The organism is Pseudomonas beijingensis (genome assembly GCF_030687295.1).
GTDB lineage: Bacteria > Pseudomonadota > Gammaproteobacteria > Pseudomonadales > Pseudomonadaceae > Aquipseudomonas > Aquipseudomonas beijingensis.
In genome coordinates this window covers 5,818,472-5,836,057 of record NZ_CP117425.1, presented here as the reverse complement: position 1 = coordinate 5,836,057, position 17,586 = coordinate 5,818,472, and the positions used below count along the sequence as shown (strand labels likewise).

The 17,586-nt window shown below is 61.4% G+C and carries 8 protein-coding genes, 1 tRNA gene and 2 pseudogenes; all 11 read right to left on the bottom strand.

Translation table 11 applies throughout. The features are described from left to right. Window positions 1–64: 64 nt before the first annotated feature. Entirely contained in the window at window positions 65–976 is a 912-nt protein-coding gene (pqqB, locus tag PSH84_RS25980) for a pyrroloquinoline quinone biosynthesis protein PqqB (protein WP_122566669.1), read from the bottom strand. Window positions 977–1,057: 81 nt separating this feature from the next. Next, a complete protein-coding gene (pqqA, locus tag PSH84_RS25975; protein ID WP_003177660.1) occupies window positions 1,058–1,132 on the bottom strand; it encodes a pyrroloquinoline quinone precursor peptide PqqA in 75 nt (24 codons plus the stop codon). Window positions 1,133–1,302: 170 nt separating this feature from the next. Then, window positions 1,303–3,736, bottom strand: a pseudogene (gene pqqF, locus PSH84_RS25970) (pyrroloquinoline quinone biosynthesis protein PqqF). A gap of 62 nt (window positions 3,737–3,798) precedes the next feature. After that, entirely contained in the window at window positions 3,799–4,593 is a 795-nt protein-coding gene (locus tag PSH84_RS25965) for a carbon-nitrogen hydrolase family protein (RefSeq protein ID WP_122566671.1), read from the bottom strand. Between the two features lie 12 nt (window positions 4,594–4,605). After that, window positions 4,606–6,288, bottom strand: coding sequence for a flavin monoamine oxidase family protein (locus PSH84_RS25960; RefSeq protein WP_305481983.1), 1,683 nt, complete (start codon window positions 6,286–6,288; stop codon window positions 4,606–4,608). Window positions 6,289–6,561: 273 nt separating this feature from the next. Beyond that, the gene (locus tag PSH84_RS25955; RefSeq protein WP_053125954.1) at window positions 6,562–7,023 is read right to left on the bottom strand and encodes an Lrp/AsnC family transcriptional regulator; all 462 of its coding nucleotides are present in this window, start codon (window positions 7,021–7,023) and stop codon (window positions 6,562–6,564) included. A 36-nt stretch (window positions 7,024–7,059) separates the two neighbouring features. Beyond that, on the bottom strand, window positions 7,060–9,510 hold the full coding sequence (locus PSH84_RS25950; RefSeq protein WP_439800570.1) for a hypothetical protein: 2,451 nt from the start codon (window positions 9,508–9,510) through the stop codon (window positions 7,060–7,062). A 72-nt stretch (window positions 9,511–9,582) separates the two neighbouring features. Further along, window positions 9,583–9,659, bottom strand: a tRNA-Ile gene (locus PSH84_RS25945). Window positions 9,660–9,674: 15 nt separating this feature from the next. Continuing rightward, a pseudogene (locus PSH84_RS25940) lies at window positions 9,675–13,420 on the bottom strand (EAL domain-containing protein). Window positions 13,421–13,546: 126 nt separating this feature from the next. After that, window positions 13,547–15,394, bottom strand: coding sequence for an RNA polymerase sigma factor RpoD (rpoD, locus tag PSH84_RS25935; protein WP_122566674.1), 1,848 nt, complete (start codon window positions 15,392–15,394; stop codon window positions 13,547–13,549). A gap of 67 nt (window positions 15,395–15,461) precedes the next feature. Continuing rightward, window positions 15,462–17,420 (bottom strand): DNA primase, encoded by a 1,959-nt coding sequence (gene dnaG, locus PSH84_RS25930; RefSeq protein ID WP_018607333.1) that lies wholly within the window; start codon window positions 17,418–17,420, stop codon window positions 15,462–15,464. Between the last annotated feature and the right edge of the window lie 166 nt (window positions 17,421–17,586).

The window sequence follows — 17,586 nt, the reverse complement described above, 5'->3', positions numbered from 1 at the left end:
GGTCAGCCAGCATCAATGGCGGCTGAGATCCCACAACCCCGCTCCCACAATCGTCCCGCCTTTCCTACAACTCAATACTCATTCCGTCGTAAGACACTTCAATCTTTCGGCGTACAAGTTCAGCCCGCTCGGGTGAGTCTTCGTCGAGGATCGGGTTGGTGTTGTTGATATGAATAAGGATCTTGCGCGGCAAGGGCAGTTGCTCCAGCACTTCGATCATTCCGCCGGGACCGTTCTGTGCCAGATGACCCATTTCCCGACCGGTGCGCGTGCCGACGCCACGGCGCTGCATTTCATCGTCGTCCCACATCGTGCCGTCCACCAACAGGCAATCGCTGTCGGCCATGATCTCCAGCAACGCCCCGTCAACCTGGCCCAGGCCCGGGGCGTAGAACAGCTTGCCGCCCGTGCGCAGGTCTTCGATGATCAGGCCAATGTTGTCGCCCGGGTGCGGATCGAAGCGGTGCGGTGAATAGGGCGGTGCGGCGCTGCGCAATGGCAACGGGGTGAACCGCAGGTTCGGGCAGGCCGGGATGATGAAACTCTGGTCGAGCTCGATGCGGTTCCAGCTCAACCCGCCGTTCCAGTGGGTCAGCATGTTGAACAGCGGGAAACCGGTACTCAGGTCTTCATGGACCATGTCGGTGCACCAGACTTGGTGGGGGCAACCCTCACGCAGGCTGAGCAGGCCGGTGGTGTGGTCGATCTGGCTGTCCATCAGGATGATCGCGCCAATTCCGGTGTCGCGCAGGGCTCGGCCAGGCTGCATTGGGGCAAAGCCCTGGAGCTGGGCACGAATGTCCGGGGAGGCGTTGCACAGCACCCAGTTCACGCCGTCATCGGACAGGGCGATGGACGACTGGGTACGCGCCTGGGCCCGCAGGCTGCCGTTGCGAAAACCTGCGCAGTTGGCGCAGTTGCAGTTCCACTGGGGGAAACCGCCGCCGGCGGCGGAACCTAGAATCTGGACAAACATGGCTGCTCCATCTGCAAACCGAAATAAAAAACGCCCCGGCTGACCGAGGCGTAGTGCTGCGTGCTTAACCGCCCGCGGCAATCAGCGGCTGGCGAAGTACATAGTGACTTCGAAACCGATACGCAGGTCGATATATGCGGGTTTGGACCAGGACATGGGAATACTCCTTTGGTTGGGGGACTTTGGTTCGATGGAACGGGTGAGATCTATACATATAGTCCACCTCCGTTCGGAGATGTTCAGATGCTTAGGCGCCTATGTTACTAAATCTGACAAATTCGTTCGCCGCGATTCTCGAAGAAAGCTCATTACAGCGGCTGCAATGATCACTGCGCCCCTTGCCAGTGTTCTGGCGGGCAGGTGCCGTTGCTCAGGCAATGCCATCCCCCTTGCGCATCGATTAAACCCTGGGCGGCAGTCTCGAGCTGGGCGCGATCCAGGCACAGGATGGCAGCGGACAGTTGCTCAAGATAATCCGACGGGCGGCCGACCAGCTTGCCTTGCCAGAGCAGTTCGGCGGCCTGGGCGAAGGGCAGGGCGGTGCTTTGGAGCTGGGCGGCGAGCGCCTGCTGCTGGCCGCTCAGGGAGGAATCATCGAACTGCTGGATCAGCGCCGGTAACCCAGCCAGGAATTGCTCGATGTGGGCGATCAACTGCACCGCCGAGAAGCTGGGCGACTGGACGCCGAACAGCAACCCGGTTTGCCCGTCGACCTGCTTCAAGCCGCTGAACACCGCATAACCCAACTGCAACTCGACGCGCAGGCGCTGGTAGAACGGCGTCTGGCACAGCTGCGCCAGCAACCGCCAGGCGGCTTCGTCTGCCAGCGCCAGGGTGGCCGTCGGGCAAAACAGCAACACGGCCGATTCTTCACCGTGGGTCTGGCGCCTATGCCAGATGCGTTGCCTACGCGACGCCGTCGCAAGGCTGACGTCCACGCCGGCAATACCCGGTACACGGGCCAGCGCTGGGCCAAGCGCCCCTTGGGTGGCGGCCGACAGACCGATGGACAGCCCGTCCCAGCGGGCCGTTGTCCACACGTTCTGGTCGCTGTCGGGCAATGGCAACACTGACGATTGCCGGCAATGATTCGGCAGCGCCTTCAACAGCTGTCGAATCGGCATCGACGGGGGGGCGTCACCGGTCCGGGCCATTGACAGCGGTTGGGCAAGCTTCGCCAGAACGTGTTCAAGCACCAGTGGCACCGGCGTCTGCAAACCGACCAATTTCAACAGCCATTGATGAGCGGACGCTTCGAAACTGACGTCCACGCCGGCCTGGCCTGCATCTTCACGCACATCCTGCAGCTGCCGGTCGAGCCTGGATTGAACGTCGAGCGGTGCCTGGGTCGTCAGTTGCCAGCGCAGGTACACCGCGCCTTCACGACCGTTGTCTGGCAGCGCCTGGCTGAACTGCATGGGCGAGCGTTCCCGCCGGCCCCGGGAGCGATCCTGGGCGAAGGTGCGCAAGCCGCGGTGGGCGCTGGTCTGGCCGCGTATCAGCCCGGCGCGAGGCGCTTCGCTGGGTGTTTGCAGGAACGGATTGGGCGCGGGCAATTGCCAGGGTTCCACGGCGTTCTCGACGGGGTGCAGTTGCCTGAGGATTTCCCTGAGCCGAACGAGGTCATTTGCCAGCAGCGGCGCGTCACGTCCTTCACCGTCCCAGCGGGCCAACTGCAAGGCCGATCCTGTCTCCTGTCGACGCTGCAACAGCGCGGTGAATTCCTGGCGCAACGGTGCCCAGTCATCCTGGGCGGCAAAGAAGCCTAACCAGTCGTGCAGCAACGGCTCGATTTGCACCGCCGCCTGCGCGTTGCCGTGCTTGCATTCGATGTGCAGCAGCGCCTGGTCGGCAAACTCATACAATGCGGTGGCCTTGAGGCTGTCCGCCAGGCCACGCTGACGCAACGTGGCAAGCAGGCCACCCGGTTTGCTGGAGTTCAGCCACGTGCAGAGAAAGTCCAGGGCTTGGGGCGAGGCGGCGGGCAACGCTTCGAAGGCGAACAGCAAATCGAGACAACCTTCGCGGACCTGTTGATAACTTGTCTGGGACGACGCCATCAGCTTAGGCGGCGAGAGTCTGGCAACCACTTCACCGGTCGGTACATGGCTGCCGAACTGTTCCGCCAGCGCTTTCAAGGTCTCGATGCTTTGCGGGCCGGCCAGGCTCAGGATCATCTGGCCGCTTTGGTAGAAACGGCGATAGAAGTCGTGCAATGCCGTTTGGAATTCTGCGTGCTCCACCGCGAGACTGTCGCGATTGCCGGCATGAAAGCCCCGCAGCGGGTGGGACGCTGACACGCCGTCGTACAAGGCAAGCTGTCGCTGGGCGGCTGCATCCTGGGACCAGGCGATGAACTCTGCGTGCAGCACTTCCCGTTCGCGCAATTGATCAGCTTCATCCAGGCGTGGCTGAGCGAGCATGTCCCACAGCCGTTGCAACCCGTCGGCGAAGGTTGCGGGAGGGAGCTCGAAGAAAAAATCCGTGGTGCGTTCACTGGTGCGTGCATTGACCTGACCGCCGTGCCGCTGCACGTAGGCCATCAGGTTTTCCCCGGCGGGAAACCGTTCGGTGCCGAGGAAGAGTAGATGTTCGAGCAAGTGCGCCATGCCCGGCCAAGCCAGAGGTGCATCATGGCTGCCAGCGGCGACGCGCAGTACCGCGGCGCTGCGCTTGAGACCCGGGACATGACGCAAGGGTCACCCGCAAGCCGTTGACCAGGGTTTCAGTGTGGGGGCGGAGGGAATCGGGGACCGGCATGGGCGCTTCCAAAACAAGGATGCGCCCATGCTAGCGGATCAGGGCCCTTTCTCAATCCTCAATCAGTGTTTGTGCAGGTCGTCGTAAAGCTCGGGGCGGCGATCATGCAGGTAGTTGTAGGCCGCGCGGGAGTCGTCCAGCAGTTGTCGATCCAGTTCACCGACGATCAAGGCCTCGTCCAGCCCCGCAAGCGCCGGGCGACCGCCGTTCGGTGCGGCGATGCTGCTTTGGCCGCAATACTGCAATTCACCTTCGTGGCCGCAGTAGTTGGCGTACGCCACGAAACACTGGTTCTCGATGGCCCGGGCACGCACGGTGACGTCGGCGATGAATTCGTAGGGCTGCATGTTGGCGGTTGGCACCAGGATCAGCTCGGCACCGGCCAGGGCCAGGCGTCGGGCGTTTTCCGGGAATTCCAGGTCGTAGCAGATCAAGAGGCCGAGTTTCCAGCCGTTGAGCTCGACGATGGGCAGCGCGGCGTCGCCGGCGCTGAACATGGCGTGATCGAGGTCGCCGAACAGGTGGCTCTTGCGGTAGTTGGCCAGGCGCTCGCCCTGGGCGTCGATCAGTTGCACGGCGTTGTAGATCTGCCCATCTTCGCTGCGTTCAGGGTAGCCATAGACAATCGCCAGGCCGGCCGCCTTGGCAATGCGGGCGATCTGTTGCGCCCACTCGCCGTTGTAGACCTCGGCCAGTACATTCACCGCATCGACACCGATGTTGTAGCCGGTCATGAACATCTCCGGCAGCACCAGCACATCGGCGCCCCTGGCTTCCAGCGCCACCTGATGCAGGCGTTGCAGGTTGCCGGCCGGATCCAGTGGCAGCGGTGGGCATTGGTAGAGGGCTACGCGCATCGAAAACTCCTTTTATTCGGGCAGGGCGATCGGACCGATCTCGTGGAACACATCACCTGGACCCGGGTTCTCGGCGTGAGTTTCACCGCCGAAGTGCTTCATGATTCCCCACACGGCATTGAGTGAGGTCTGTACCGCGCCTTCGACCCAGGCGGGTGTCCATGAGACGTCATCGCCGGCGATAAAGATCCCGCGTTGTTCGGCCGGCATGTCGTCCTGCATGAAATGCGCGTACATGCGCTGGTTGTAGCGATAGTGGCCGGGCAGGGCGCCTTTGAATGCACCGAGGAAATGCGGGTCGGCTTCCCAGGACACGGTGATCGGATCACCGATGATCCGGGCGGCGATGTCCACCTTGGGGTAGATCTTCTTCAGGGCATCGAGGGCCAGCTTCACGCGTTTTTCCACCGGATGCGGAAGCATTTTCAGCGCATCGCTCATCCAGGAATACGACAGGCAAATCACCCCTGGCTTGTCGTCGCCGTTATCGAACAGGTAGGTGCCACGAGTGAGACGGTCGGTCAGGGTCATGCTCATCAGGTCGCGACCGGTTTGCGGGTCCTTGTCCTTCCAGAACGGCCGGTCGACCATCACGAAGGTCTTCGACGATTGCATGTAGCGGGTGCGGTCCAGGGCCATCCACATTTTTTGCGAGAACAGCGCTTCTTCACATTCGATCTGGGTGGTCAGCAGCCAGCTCTGGCACGTGACCAGCACAGCGGCGTACTCGCGGGTGTTTTCCCAAACGTCCGTCACGCTGAAACGGCCATCGGCCGCACGGGCAATACGCTTCACGCCGCTGCGTGGGGCGCCCAGGTGCAGCGAGTTCAGGCTGGTCCCTTCGGGCCAGTGCGCACAGCGTTCCGGCACGTGGTTCCAGATGCCGTGGGGCACCTGCTCGACGCCGCCGACCACCAGATGCTGGTGGTCGTCGCAGTTGGTCATCACGACGCGGAAGATTTCCAGCATCGAATTGGGGAAATCCGAATCCCAGCCACCCGTGCCGAAACCGACCTGGCCGAACACTTCGCGGTGCTGGAACGAGAGCTTGGCGAACGCCTTGGAGGTGGCGACGAAGTCGTAGAAGGTGCGGTCATCCCAGAGCGGCACCAAGGTGTTCCACAGTTCCTTGAGGCGTGGCACGTCGCGGTCGCGGATTGCCTGTTGGATGTCGCCGAAGCGCGAACCATCCTCCAGCGCATCGGCCCAGGCGTCGGCGACTTCCTGGAACAGCGCAGGAAGGTCCGCCAATTTCTGTGCGTAATAGGTCTGGCCTTCCAGATCGATGACCGTGCTGCCGGACGCCGGGGTCAGCGGGTTGGGGAACGGTTTGGTCTCCAGGCCCAGCTTGTCGACGTAGTGGTAGAACGCGGTGGACGACACCGGAAAACGCATACCGCCCAATTCGGCAATCACCCCTTCGGCGCCGTTGAACGCCTGTGAGCGCAGGCGCCCACCCATCTTCGATGCTTCGTAGACCACGGGCTTGAGCCCCAGCTTCATCAGCTCGTACGCCGCCACCAGACCGGCGATCCCGGCACCGACAATCGCCACTTCCGTACCGTGGTTGTGGGCGGGAATACTGCCCAGGCCAGCCGGGTGCTCGATCCAGTCGTCAAAAGCGAAAGGAAAGTCCGGCCCGAAAATGGTGATGGGCTTCTTACCGTCTGCTGGGTGGCGATTGTGCTTGTTCATGGCGGACCTTGCTGGGCGACTCGACGCGGTGTTCGCGTCTGAGTATAGGAAAGATGCCAGCCATTCTAGGGAGGGTGGAACACGTTAATAAGACACAATATGTCGTCGTTTTGAGCGGCTTGCAGTCACTTTGACGTTTTGATGAGTCGTAATGACGAAGCAGGTTCTCTGTGGGAGCGAGCTTGCTCGCGATAGCGGTCTGTCAGTCATGAAGATGTGGCTGAATCAACGCCATCGCGAGCAAGCTCGCTCCCACAAGGTAAGTCACAGGCCCTAGACCGGCTGGCCCCGATCGATCTTGCTGCTGAGGATGATCGAGGTGGTGGTCTTCTCCACTCCGTCCACGCTGCCGATCTGGTCCAGCAACTGATCCAGTTGCTCCGGTGATTCCGTGCGCAACCAGGCGACGTAGTCGAACTCACCGCTGACCGCGCACAGCTGCTGGACCTGGGCCATGGCGCTCAAGCGTCGCAGCACGTCCTTGCCCGAGCGCGGTTGGACCTTGATGCCGACGTAAGCCTGCAAACCGCCGTCAATCACCCGTTGGCCCAGGCGCACGCCATATCCGGTAATCACCTTGGTCTTTTCCAGGCGCGCCAGCCGCGAGGTCACGGTCGTGCGGGCGATGCCCAGTTGCCGGGCGAGCATAGCGACGCTTTCCCGGGCGTTGATTTGCAGCGCCGCGATCAGTTGCCGGTCGATTTCGTCGAGGACGGGAGGGCGGGTGTCAGTCAAAGGGGGGCTCCGGCGCAGGCATCGATGGCGAGCATGTTACAGGCTCCCGCGCTCGAAATAGCGGATGGCGGGTAACGCCAGTGCTCGCCACGCAAAGGCGAGGTCCGCCTGGGACGACCTGAGCCAGATACCTTCCTGGCAAATCAGTTGTTCAGCGGGCAATTGCAATAGAACGTCCAGCAAGACCGACTGCACCGAGCCTTGATCCTCGCTGCTTTCGGTTTCCCAATCGTGCTCGAAACACCGTATCTGCACGTGTTCTTCGTCGAAGCTTTCGAACTGAGGCCGATTGCCCAACCATTGCGGATGTATCCGCAGCGTATGCGCCTGGACATCGAGGAGCAGCAATTGCCAGCCCCGGTAGCTTCCACACTGTTCTGCCACATCGGTTGCCATACAGGTCAGCGCCAGATAGCGGCTGTTGGGTGACCAGACCATCGAGGGTGCCAGATCAACCAATGCGCAACCCGAGGCCGTTAGCAGGTGCCCGCCGAGACGGGGCGTACCGGCACGTACCCAGCTGTCGGCGTATTCCGTCTCGCTGCCGAACAGCCAGGCGGCATCCTGATCATTCGGTGCAGGTTGGATGAAATCACCCTCGGCGGTGGCCGCTTGCGGGCGATCCACCAGGCGCCAAGGCTCGACGGTGCTGAGCTGTGACGCTGTCGGTTGCAACTGCACCGTGTTGTAGAACAGTCGGGATTGTTCGTTTGGACGAAAAAAGGACGAGTCGCTGCCAACCTCCGGCGCGGCGACGTTGAATCGCTGCATCGGGCTGCTTTCCCTATTGTTATCCAGCCGACCTTGAACGACCGCCAGGCTCAGCCGACCATCGCGAAAATCGAGTATTCGCTCTACCCACATCGCAGGTCCTTCCAGCAAGCGTTGCTCCTGCAAGTCTGCTACCACCGCGTGGGTTGTAACGGTCGTTGAACCGTCGAAGGGTAGCAGCGCCAGGTAGCGCCCACATTCGGAGACCCGATGATCCAGCAACCAGGTTCCAGGCACGGACCAGTCGCCGATCCTGCAGCGATAGCCACCCAGGCCTTCGCGATTGTCACCGAGCCATGTCAGGACAGCGCGCACGTCGCCCTGCAACGGTTGCGTCTCGATGCAGGAATCGCCTCGCCGGCCCTTGCTGTCCAGCGGCATCACAATCGCCATGCGGGTCAGCGTGAACTCACCGACCTGCACGCGCCCCTGGGCGTCATGACCGGTCTGGGTTTCGGTATCGCCATGGATACTGTCCAGGCGATAGCCATAAAGGCCGGATCCTGGGCGCGGATAATCGAGGTACGCGCCGATACGCACATGGTCGGCGTCGAGGCCCAGCAGTTCATGCCAGTAGAAGGACGGTTCCGCGGCGCTCTTTACCCAGGGCGAGGGCAGGGCGCGCCAGCCGGTGTCGAGCCGCCACAACCAATACTGGTCGCCCTCCGCTTGACCGCCTTGTTCCTGGGCCAGGCACACCAGAGCGCGTTGATCGGTGCTCCATATCAGCGGTGCGTCTGTCGCCATCAGCAGATCGGACGGTTGCCCGTTGACGCTGACGGTATAGCGCGGCGAAAGCAGGGGATCCAATGGCTGGGCCAAGTCACGAAAGGTAGAGGGCAATGAGATATTACCCAGCAGGCACTGCTGGCCATCAGTGGAGCGCCGTTCAAAGGTCTGCTCAGGATGCCAGTCGGCTTCAAGCCACAGGTCGGCGACAGGCACCAGAGGGGTGACGCTAGCCGTTTGCAGCAGCTCATCGAGTCGGGTTTCGCGAATGCTGTTATCCACCAGCGGGCTATGGCGTCCGCTCAACCGGTCGAGGTCAAAAGCGTCCAACTCCCAGAGTTCGCTGTCGGCGCAGCGGTACAACAGGCGTTGCTGACGGTCGAGGACCACCAGTCCCCATGCCTGTCGGGACGGCACCGGTGCAGCAAAGTAGCGCCCGTCGCTGGAGAACACTGCCGAGGAACCAATGCCTTGCAGGAGCACACCGTCGGGAAACAGATAGTCGCAATACGTCGGGCCGCCCATGGCGATCTCGCCGTGGTTGAAGACCCGGATCGGTTCGCCTTCAGGGGTCAACAGCGGCTCGTTTCCACCCCAGGCACTCGGCCCTTTGCTGGAAACGGGCGCCAACCCAAGGCGCCGTTCCCAGCGACTGACGCAGGCGAGCCCGACGATGATGCCGAAGATCGCCACCAGGATGCCCCACCACTCGGGCAACGCCCGGCCCAGGCTGAAGCCCAGGCCGAACACGGCGCCGACCGTCAATCGCGCAACGCCTCGGCCCATCTCCAAAAAGCCCAGGCGAGCGGCCAGGCCCATCAGCAGCCCGAGGCACACCACCGCCAGCAAAGCCAAAGGGGGCGGCAGTATGGTGACGAAAAAGGCCGGCACCAGGAGGATGCCGAGTTGCCAGAACAGTTCAAGAAACAGTCGGGGGAGGCTGGTGGTGGCGATGATGGGCGTCTCGGTGAGGGAGGGGGCGTTTATCGTAATGGAGTGAAAGATGCTAGCGGGAGGACGCTGTATACGCAAAAGCCGCGCAATGCGCGGCTTTCAAGATGGTGGGCCCACACGGACTCGAACCGTGGACCAAAGGATTATGAGTCCTCTGCTCTAACCAACTGAGCTATAGGCCCTCAGTAGGTCGCGGATTATAGCGACGGTTTCTCGGCTGTGCTATCCGAAAAATCCGATACGGTCACACGAAGAAACGTTGCGGCAAACTCGTCGGCGCACAGGGGCAGGCTGACGATGTAGCCCTGGATCTGTTCGCAACCTTCTTCGGTCAGGAATTGCTGCTGGGCCAGGGTTTCGACACCCTCGGCGATGATGGTGAATTGCATGCTGCGACCCAGGGCGATGATTGCCCGCACGATGGCCGCGTCGTGGGGGTCGTCGGGCAGGCCACGGACGAAGGACTGGTCGATCTTGAGGATGTCCAGCGGCAGGCGCTTGAGGTAACTCAGGGAGGAGTAGCCCGTGCCGAAGTCGTCGATGGCCAGTTGCACGCCGAGGTTCTTCAGTTGGTGCAGCACCGTCAGGGCCTCTTCGGCCTGGCTCATGATGAAGTTCTCGGTAATCTCCAGTTGCAATAAGTCGGGCTGGAGCTGGTGCTCGCGCAGCAGTTGCTCGATTCGCCCCAGCAAGTTGGGTTGGCGCAGTTGGGCGCCGGCCAGGTTGACCGACAGTGGGCCTAGGCTTTCGTAAGTGCTGTTCCATTCGCACAGTTGCCGGCAGGCGCGCTCCAGTACCCAGTCGCCAATTTGCAGGATCATGCCGTTTTCTTCCGCCAACGGGATGAAGTGTTCGGGCGGGACATCGCCAAATGTCGGGTGATACCAGCGAATCAGCGCCTCGGCGCCCACCAGTCGGTTGTCGACGAGGCTGATTTTCGGTTGGAAGGACAGTGACAGCTCGTTGCGTTCAATCGCGCGGCGCAGTTCGTGCTCCAAGGCCACGCGCTCGCTGGCCTGGGCGGTGAGGTCGCGGGTGTATTTCTCCACCCGATTGCGGCCCTTGGCCTTGGAGCGGTACATCGCCGCGTCGGCATTCTTGACCAGCGTGGCGACGTCGCAGCCATCCTGCGGGTAGAGGCTGGTGCCGATGCTGGCGCTGATGAAGAACTCGTGCTCGCCGGCCTGGAAAGGTGCGGTAAAGCAGTTCAACAGTTTCTGGGCGATGTGCTCGGCATCGCTGGGCTGCTGCAGGCCCGGCAGCAGGATAATGAATTCGTCGCCGCCCAGGCGCGCCACGGTGTCGATGTCGCGCAACTGCTCGCGCAAGCGCACGGCGATGCCCTTGAGCAGCAGGTCGCCGACCGGGTGTCCGAGGCTGTCATTGATGTGCTTGAAGCGGTCCAGGTCCAAGAACAGCACGGCACCCTGGCTACCGTTTTCCTGCTGGCTGTTAAGAGCCGCCAGCAAGCGGCTTTCGAACAGCGTGCGATTGGGCAGGCCCGTCAGCGGGTCGTGGTGAGCCTGGTAATCGAGCCGGGCCTGGGCGTGCTTGAGACTGGAGATGTCGGCGAAGACCGCGACGAAATGGGTGATTTGTCGGTCCCGATTGCGTACCGCGCTGATGGTCAGCCAACTGGGGTACAGCTCGCCGTTCTTGCGCCGGTTGGAGATCTCTCCCTGCCAGTGCCCCTCCGCGGTCAACTGGTGCCACATTGCCGCGTAAAACGCGCTGTCATGCAGGCCGGAAGCCAACAGCCGGGGTGTGTGGCCCAAGGCTTCGGTTTCGCTGTAGCCGGTGATTTCAGTGAAGGCTCGGTTCACGGCACTGATATGTTGTTGGGTATCGGTGATCAGCACGCCCTCGGCAGTGCTCTCAAACACGGTGGCGGCCTGTTGCAGTTTTTCCTGCATCATGTGGCGTTCGGTAATGTCCCGGGCGATGGTCAGCATGTAGTCTTCGTTGCCGATGGGCAGTGGGCGGCTGGACACTTCGCAGAGCCGTATCTGCCCGTCGTTGCGACGGATATGGCAGCTGAAATCCCTGACGAAGCCGTCCCGTTTCAGCAGGTCGAGCATCTGCTTGCGCTCGTTGAGATTGACCCAAATGCCCAGGTCCAGGGTGGAGCGGTCCACCGACAGGGCGCTGTTGAAGCCGGTAATGCGGCTGAACCCTTCGTTGACTTCAATCAGCAAACCGTCGCTTTGCCGGGACAGCAGCAGGCCATCGGGCGAGGCGTGGAACGCCTTGGCGAACTTCTCTTCGGACGTCTGCAATTGCTGCTGGGTTTCCTTGAGCTGGCTGATGTCTCGTACCACCACGACCAGGGCTGGCGTTGTGTCGAGGTCAAAGGGCTCAGCGGAGATCAGCCCGGTGAACACCTGGCCGTTGTTTCGGCGAAAGGGCATTTCCAGGTTGCGAATACTGCCGGCCTGCAAACGCTGCAACAGGCTCGGCCCCACGCCTTGGATGCCCCAGATATTCAGTTCGGTTGCGTTGCGCCCCACCACTTCTGCGGCACTCAGGCCGATCTGCTCTTCGAAGGCCTTGTTGACCTCCAGCAGGCAACCGTCCAACAGCCGTGCAATCACCAGGATGTCCGGACACTGGCGGAACACCGAGGCAAATTTCTGCTCCGAAAGACGCAGTGCTTCCTCGGTGCGCTTGGCTTCACTGATATCGATCATCAATCCGCGCATCAGCGGTTCGTGTCCGTGCTCGATCAGGCTGACGATGTCGCGCACCCACAGGCAGCGACCATCGGCCGTGATTACCCGGTAATCAATGCAGTGGTCGCGACCCGCCAGCACTTCATGATCGCAGTAGGTCTGGGCGCGGATCAGGTCGGCCGGATGAATGATGTTGCGCCAGAAGCCGGGGACCAGCCAATGGGAGAGGGGATAGCCCAAGAGGTCTTCGGCGTGAGGCGACACGTAGCTGTAGGTGAAATCGCTGACCCTTGCTTCCCAGGCAATGGCCGACAGGCTCTCCACCAACCCGCGGTAATGGTATTCGCTGCTACGAAGCTCCTGCTCAAGCTCGACCCGCCGGGCGATTTCCGAGCTGAGTCGGCGATTGATGCGAATCACCACCGCCAATATGCCGACCAGGAGCAGCAGCGCAGGCAGGCCGTAAAACAGTAAGTCTGACCAGAGCTGGCGATAGTCGTGCACATTGCCGATCCACTTCTGCTGGATCTCGGCGACCTCGGCCGGGCTCATGTCTGCCAGGACTTTGTCCAGGATGCCCACCAATACCTTGTTTGTCGCGAGGAACGGCCATTGCCAATTGATAGCGATAGGGCGTTTCCCCGCTGACATAGAGACCTTCGAGCTTGAGCTGGCGCAGGCTCCAGACACTGGAAGCCAGATCGCCCACTACCGCGTCCACTTCATCGGTTGCCAGCGCTTGCAGGGCTGAACTGACGTTGGGCAGCGCCACGAGGTTCAGGTCGGGATGATGGTTGCGCAGCAATTCATGGGGGGCATAGTTCTCCACTACGGCGATTTTCAGCCCGTATAGCTCCTTGAGGCTGTGGGGCTGGGCGCCACCGCGATGGGCCAGGATGACAATGGGGAAATCCAGGTAGGGGCGGGTAAATGCCAGGTAATTCTGGCGTTCCGGGGTGGACATGATGCCCGGCAATAGGTCGATCTTGCCCTGTACGACCTGCTCGAGCACGGCAGTCCAGCTGGCCGGGCTCGATGGGCGTGAGCCTGACAGCCAAGCGTTCACGGATGATCTCGATGTAATCGGCGGCCAGGCCCTGATAGCGGCCTTGATCGTCGCGAAACTCAAACGGCGGCCATGAGGCGTCGATACCCAGGCGCAGGTCGGGGTGGTCCTTGAGCCAGCGGAGCTCCTCATCGGTGAGCGTCAACGCGCCAGCTGTTGCGGTCCAGGTGATCAATGACAGCAAAAGCGCGGCCGTCAGTCTGGGCATCACTGTCTCGTCATGGCTTGGGAGGATGATTCGAGTGTAGACGGGCAACAGGGGGGTGAGGAGCGTAACGAAGGGGATTTTATCTGTGCATAACAAAACCCCCGGCAGGGCCGGGGGTTTTGAAGGTCACTCGTCGAGGAAGGAGCGCAGATGCTCGCTTCGCGTCGGGTGGCGCAGTTTGCGCAACGCCTTGGCTTCGATCTGGCGAATCCGTTCACGGGTCACATCGAACTGCTTACCGACTTCCTCGAGGGTATGGTCGGTATTCATGTCGATGCCGAAGCGCATGCGCAGTACCTTGGCTTCACGGGCAGTGAGGCCGGAGAGTACTTCGCGAGTCGCTTCCTTGAGACTCTCGACCGTGGCGACATCGATCGGAGACTGCATGGTGGAGTCTTCGATGAAGTCACCCAGATGGGAGTCTTCGTCATCGCCGATCGGGGTTTCCATGGAGATCGGCTCTTTGGCGATCTTCAATACCTTGCGGATCTTGTCCTCAGGCATTTCCATGCGTTCGCCCAGCTCTTCCGGCGTCGGTTCGCGACCCATTTCCTGCAGCATCTGCCGGGAAATGCGGTTGAGCTTGTTGATCGTCTCGATCATGTGCACCGGAATACGGATGGTGCGGGCCTGGTCGGCGATCGAGCGAGTGATCGCCTGACGGATCCACCAGGTGGCATAAGTCGAGAACTTGTAGCCGCGACGGTATTCGAACTTGTCCACCGCCTTCATCAGGCCGATGTTGCCTTCCTGGATCAGGTCGAGGAATTGCAGGCCGCGGTTGGTGTACTTCTTGGCGATGGAGATCACCAGACGCAAGTTCGCTTCGACCATCTCTTTCTTCGCGCGACGGGCCTTGGCCTCGCCGATCGACATGCGACGGTTGATGTCCTTGATCTCGGCGATGCTCAGGCCAGTCTCGGCCTCCAGCGCACTGAGTTTCTGCTGGCAACGAATGATGTCCGGCTGCAAGCGGGCAATGGCTTCGGCGTATTTGCTCTTGCCCTTGGCCAATGCATCGGTCCAGCTTTCGTCGACTTCGTTGCCTGGGAACTGGCGCAGGAAATCAGCACGTGGCATGCGGGCGTCACGCACGCAAAGCTGCATGATCGCGCGCTCTTGCTGACGCAAGCGATCCAGGGCACTGCGAACACGCTCGACCAGGCCTTCGAATTGCTTCGGCACCAGTTTGATCGGCATGAACAGCTCGGCCAGTGCCAACAGCTCAGCAATCGCCTGCTTGTTGTTGCGGCCGTGCTTTTTCAGCGCCTTGCGGGTGATTTCCATCTGGTCGGACACAGCGCCGAAACGCTGTGCGGCGATGACCGGATCCGGACCACTTTCGGCTTCTTCCTCGTCGTCGCTCGCTTCGGCGTCGTCGTCATCGGTGTCGTCGTCGGCCTTGACGGCTTTCGCGTCGATCGGCGGCGGCACTTCGGCGGCAGGCGGCGCAATGCCGTCGTCCGGGTCGATATAGCCGCTCAGGACGTCGGACAGGCGGCCACCTTCGGTGGTGACGCGGGTGTACTCCGAGAGAATATGGTCAACCGTGCCAGGGAAGTGCGCGATTGCGCCCATCACTTCACGGATGCCTTCTTCAATACGCTTGGCGATTTCGATTTCGCCTTCACGTGTGAGGAGCTCTACCGTACCCATTTCACGCATGTACATGCGCACGGGGTCCGTGGTGCGACCAATGTCGGTCTCGACCGCTGCCAACGCTGCGGCCGCTTCTTCAGCGGCCGCCTCGTCGGTATCGGCGTCGGCCAGCATAAGGGCATCCTTATCTGGAGCAACCTCGAATACGTTGATCCCCATGTCGTTGATCATGCGGATGATGTCTTCCACCTGTTCCGGATCTGAAATATCCTCCGGCAGGTGGTCGTTGACCTCCGCGTAAGTCAGGTAGCCCTGCTCACGACCCAATAGGATCAACTCTTTGATACGAGACTGCTGTTGCGCTTTTCCGGACATAACACCCTATCCACTGAAGGTCTTGGCGGGCAAAAAACAAGCCGAGGATTATACCTGAGCTGTGACCTCACGCGCCAGTTGAGGTCGGGTTTGATGCGCAAACATTGCGGCTGAGTAAGTCGCGCAATTGGTTTTTCTCTTCGCTGGTCAACTCGCTCTGGCGAGCTTTTCGCAGAAGTTGTTCCAGGTTTCGCTCGCGTTGGCGGGCGGACAAGCTAGTAATGGTGTCGAAAAACTGTTGTTCAAGGTTGTCTCCCTCAATCAGCCATTCCTTCTCGGCCAGGGCCTTCAAAAGGCGTCCCTGCTCGGTCCCGTGCCACCGTGCGATCAACTGGAAAGAGTTTAGCTTGGGGTTCTTCTGCACGGCTTCAAGGAGTGCCACCAGCAATTGCGTATTGCTGTGGTCCTCGGCGGCGAAGTGCCCTGCGTCCTCGACTTTCTCCGCCAGTTGCGGGTGGTGCAGCAAGGTGCGCAAGGCGGCCAGTGTTGGTGGTTCGACGGCGGCCGGCACGCGCGGGGCACGTGGCTGGTCGCGATCGCCGCGCTTGCCGTTCTTGTCCCAGGGTTTCTTGTCCCATTTCTTGCCGCCGCTGCCAGGTTTTTTTGGCGTCCATTCCTGCTGCGGGGCGTAATCCTGCTGGGGTTGATGATAGTCGGCGAAATCCGGCATCGCGTCGTAATCGATGCCTGGGTCATATGCCGGCGGCGCCTCCTGGGGGGCGCTGTGCACCAGTTGGTTGACCGCTTCGCTGTTGAGACCGGTGATCTCGGTCAGGCGCTGGCGCATGAGTGTGCGCAGATTGGCGCCGGGCACCTTGTCGATCAGCGGCGCCGCGAGGGTGGCCATGTGGGCCTTGCCTTCGAGGGAGCGCGGATCGGCTTCTTCGGTCAACTGCTGGAAAAAATAGTCGGCCAGCGGTTGTGCGTGCTGGTTGATCCGCGCACGGAATGCGTCGGTGCCTTCGGAGCGTACCAGGGTGTCCGGGTCCTCGCCCTCGGGCAGGAACAGGAAGCGCGCCCGGCGTCCGTCCTGCAGGCACGGCAAGGTAGCCTCCAGTGCGCGCCAGGCGGCATTGCGGCCGGCCTGGTCGCCGTCGAAGCAGAACAGCACGTTGGGCACGACGCGAAACAGGCGCTTCATGTGCTCTTCGCTGGTGGCCGTGCCCAGGGTCGCGACGGCATTACGCAGGCCTTGCTGGGCCAGGGCGATCACGTCCATGTAGCCCTCGACGACGATGATTTCGTCGAGATTGCGGTTGTTCTTGCGCGCTTCGTACAGGCCGTAGAGTTCCTGGCCCTTATGGAACACCGGGGTTTCCGGGGAGTTCAGGTATTTCGGCTTGTCATCGCCCAGCACCCGGCCACCAAAGGCGATGATCCGTCCGCGTGTGTCGCGGATCGGAAACATGACCCGGTCGCGGAAGCGGTCGTAGCGCTTGCCGGTTTCGGCATTTTCGATCAGCAGGCCGGCGTCGATCATGGCGCGCTGTTGCAGTGTGTCGCTGCTTAGATGCTTGTACAGGTTGTCCCAGCCGGGCGGAGCGAATCCGAGCCCGAAGTCCCGGGCGATTTCGCCCGTCAGGCCGCGGCCCTTGAGATAATCCACCGCGGCCTTGCGTGCTGGGTGGCTTTTGAGAGCCTGGCGATAAAAGTCGGCCGCCGCCGTCAATAGTGGGTAAAGCGGCGAATCGGTCGGTTGGCGTGGTTTGTGCGGTCGACCGCTTTCTTCGCGGGGTATTTCCATGCCCGCGGCTTTGGCCAATTCTTCGACAGCCTGGGGAAAGTCCAGGTTGTCGTGGTCCATGATGAAGCCGAGGGCATTGCCGCCCGCGCCGCAACCGAAGCAATAGTAGAACTGCTTGTCGGGGCTGACGCTGAAAGAGGGCGTTTTCTCTTTGTGAAACGGGCAGCAGGCCGTGTAGTTCTTGCCTGCTTTTTTCATTTGCAGGCGAGAGCTGACCACGTCGACGATGTCGGTGCGGTTCAGGAGGTCGTCAATAAAGCTCTGGGGAATCAGCCCGGCCATGGCGTTCTCATCATCACTGCGCGAAATATGGACCCGAAGTCGGCAGGCGTAACCGGGTCTGGGTTTGAGGCACGCTGAATCGGTGGCTCGACCGGGTCGTCTGCATCATCGCTGTCGGGAAGTGTATCTGCCGATTATCCACTGACGTTAATCACTATCAGTATTC

Bases quoted from the DNA above. Each gene is read 5' to 3' on its own strand.
- PSH84_RS25965 (WP_122566671.1), bottom strand. From the start codon at position 4,593: ATGCGCGTAGCCCTCTACCAATGCCCACCGCTGCCACTGGATCCGGCC.
- rpoD (WP_122566674.1), bottom strand. From the start codon at position 15,394: ATGTCCGGAAAAGCGCAACAGCAGTCTCGTATCAAAGAGTTGATCCTA.
- dnaG (WP_018607333.1), bottom strand. From the start codon at position 17,420: ATGGCCGGGCTGATTCCCCAGAGCTTTATTGACGACCTCCTGAACCGC.
- PSH84_RS25960 (WP_305481983.1), bottom strand. From the start codon at position 6,288: ATGAACAAGCACAATCGCCACCCAGCAGACGGTAAGAAGCCCATCACC.
- pqqB (WP_122566669.1), bottom strand. From the start codon at position 976: ATGTTTGTCCAGATTCTAGGTTCCGCCGCCGGCGGCGGTTTCCCCCAG.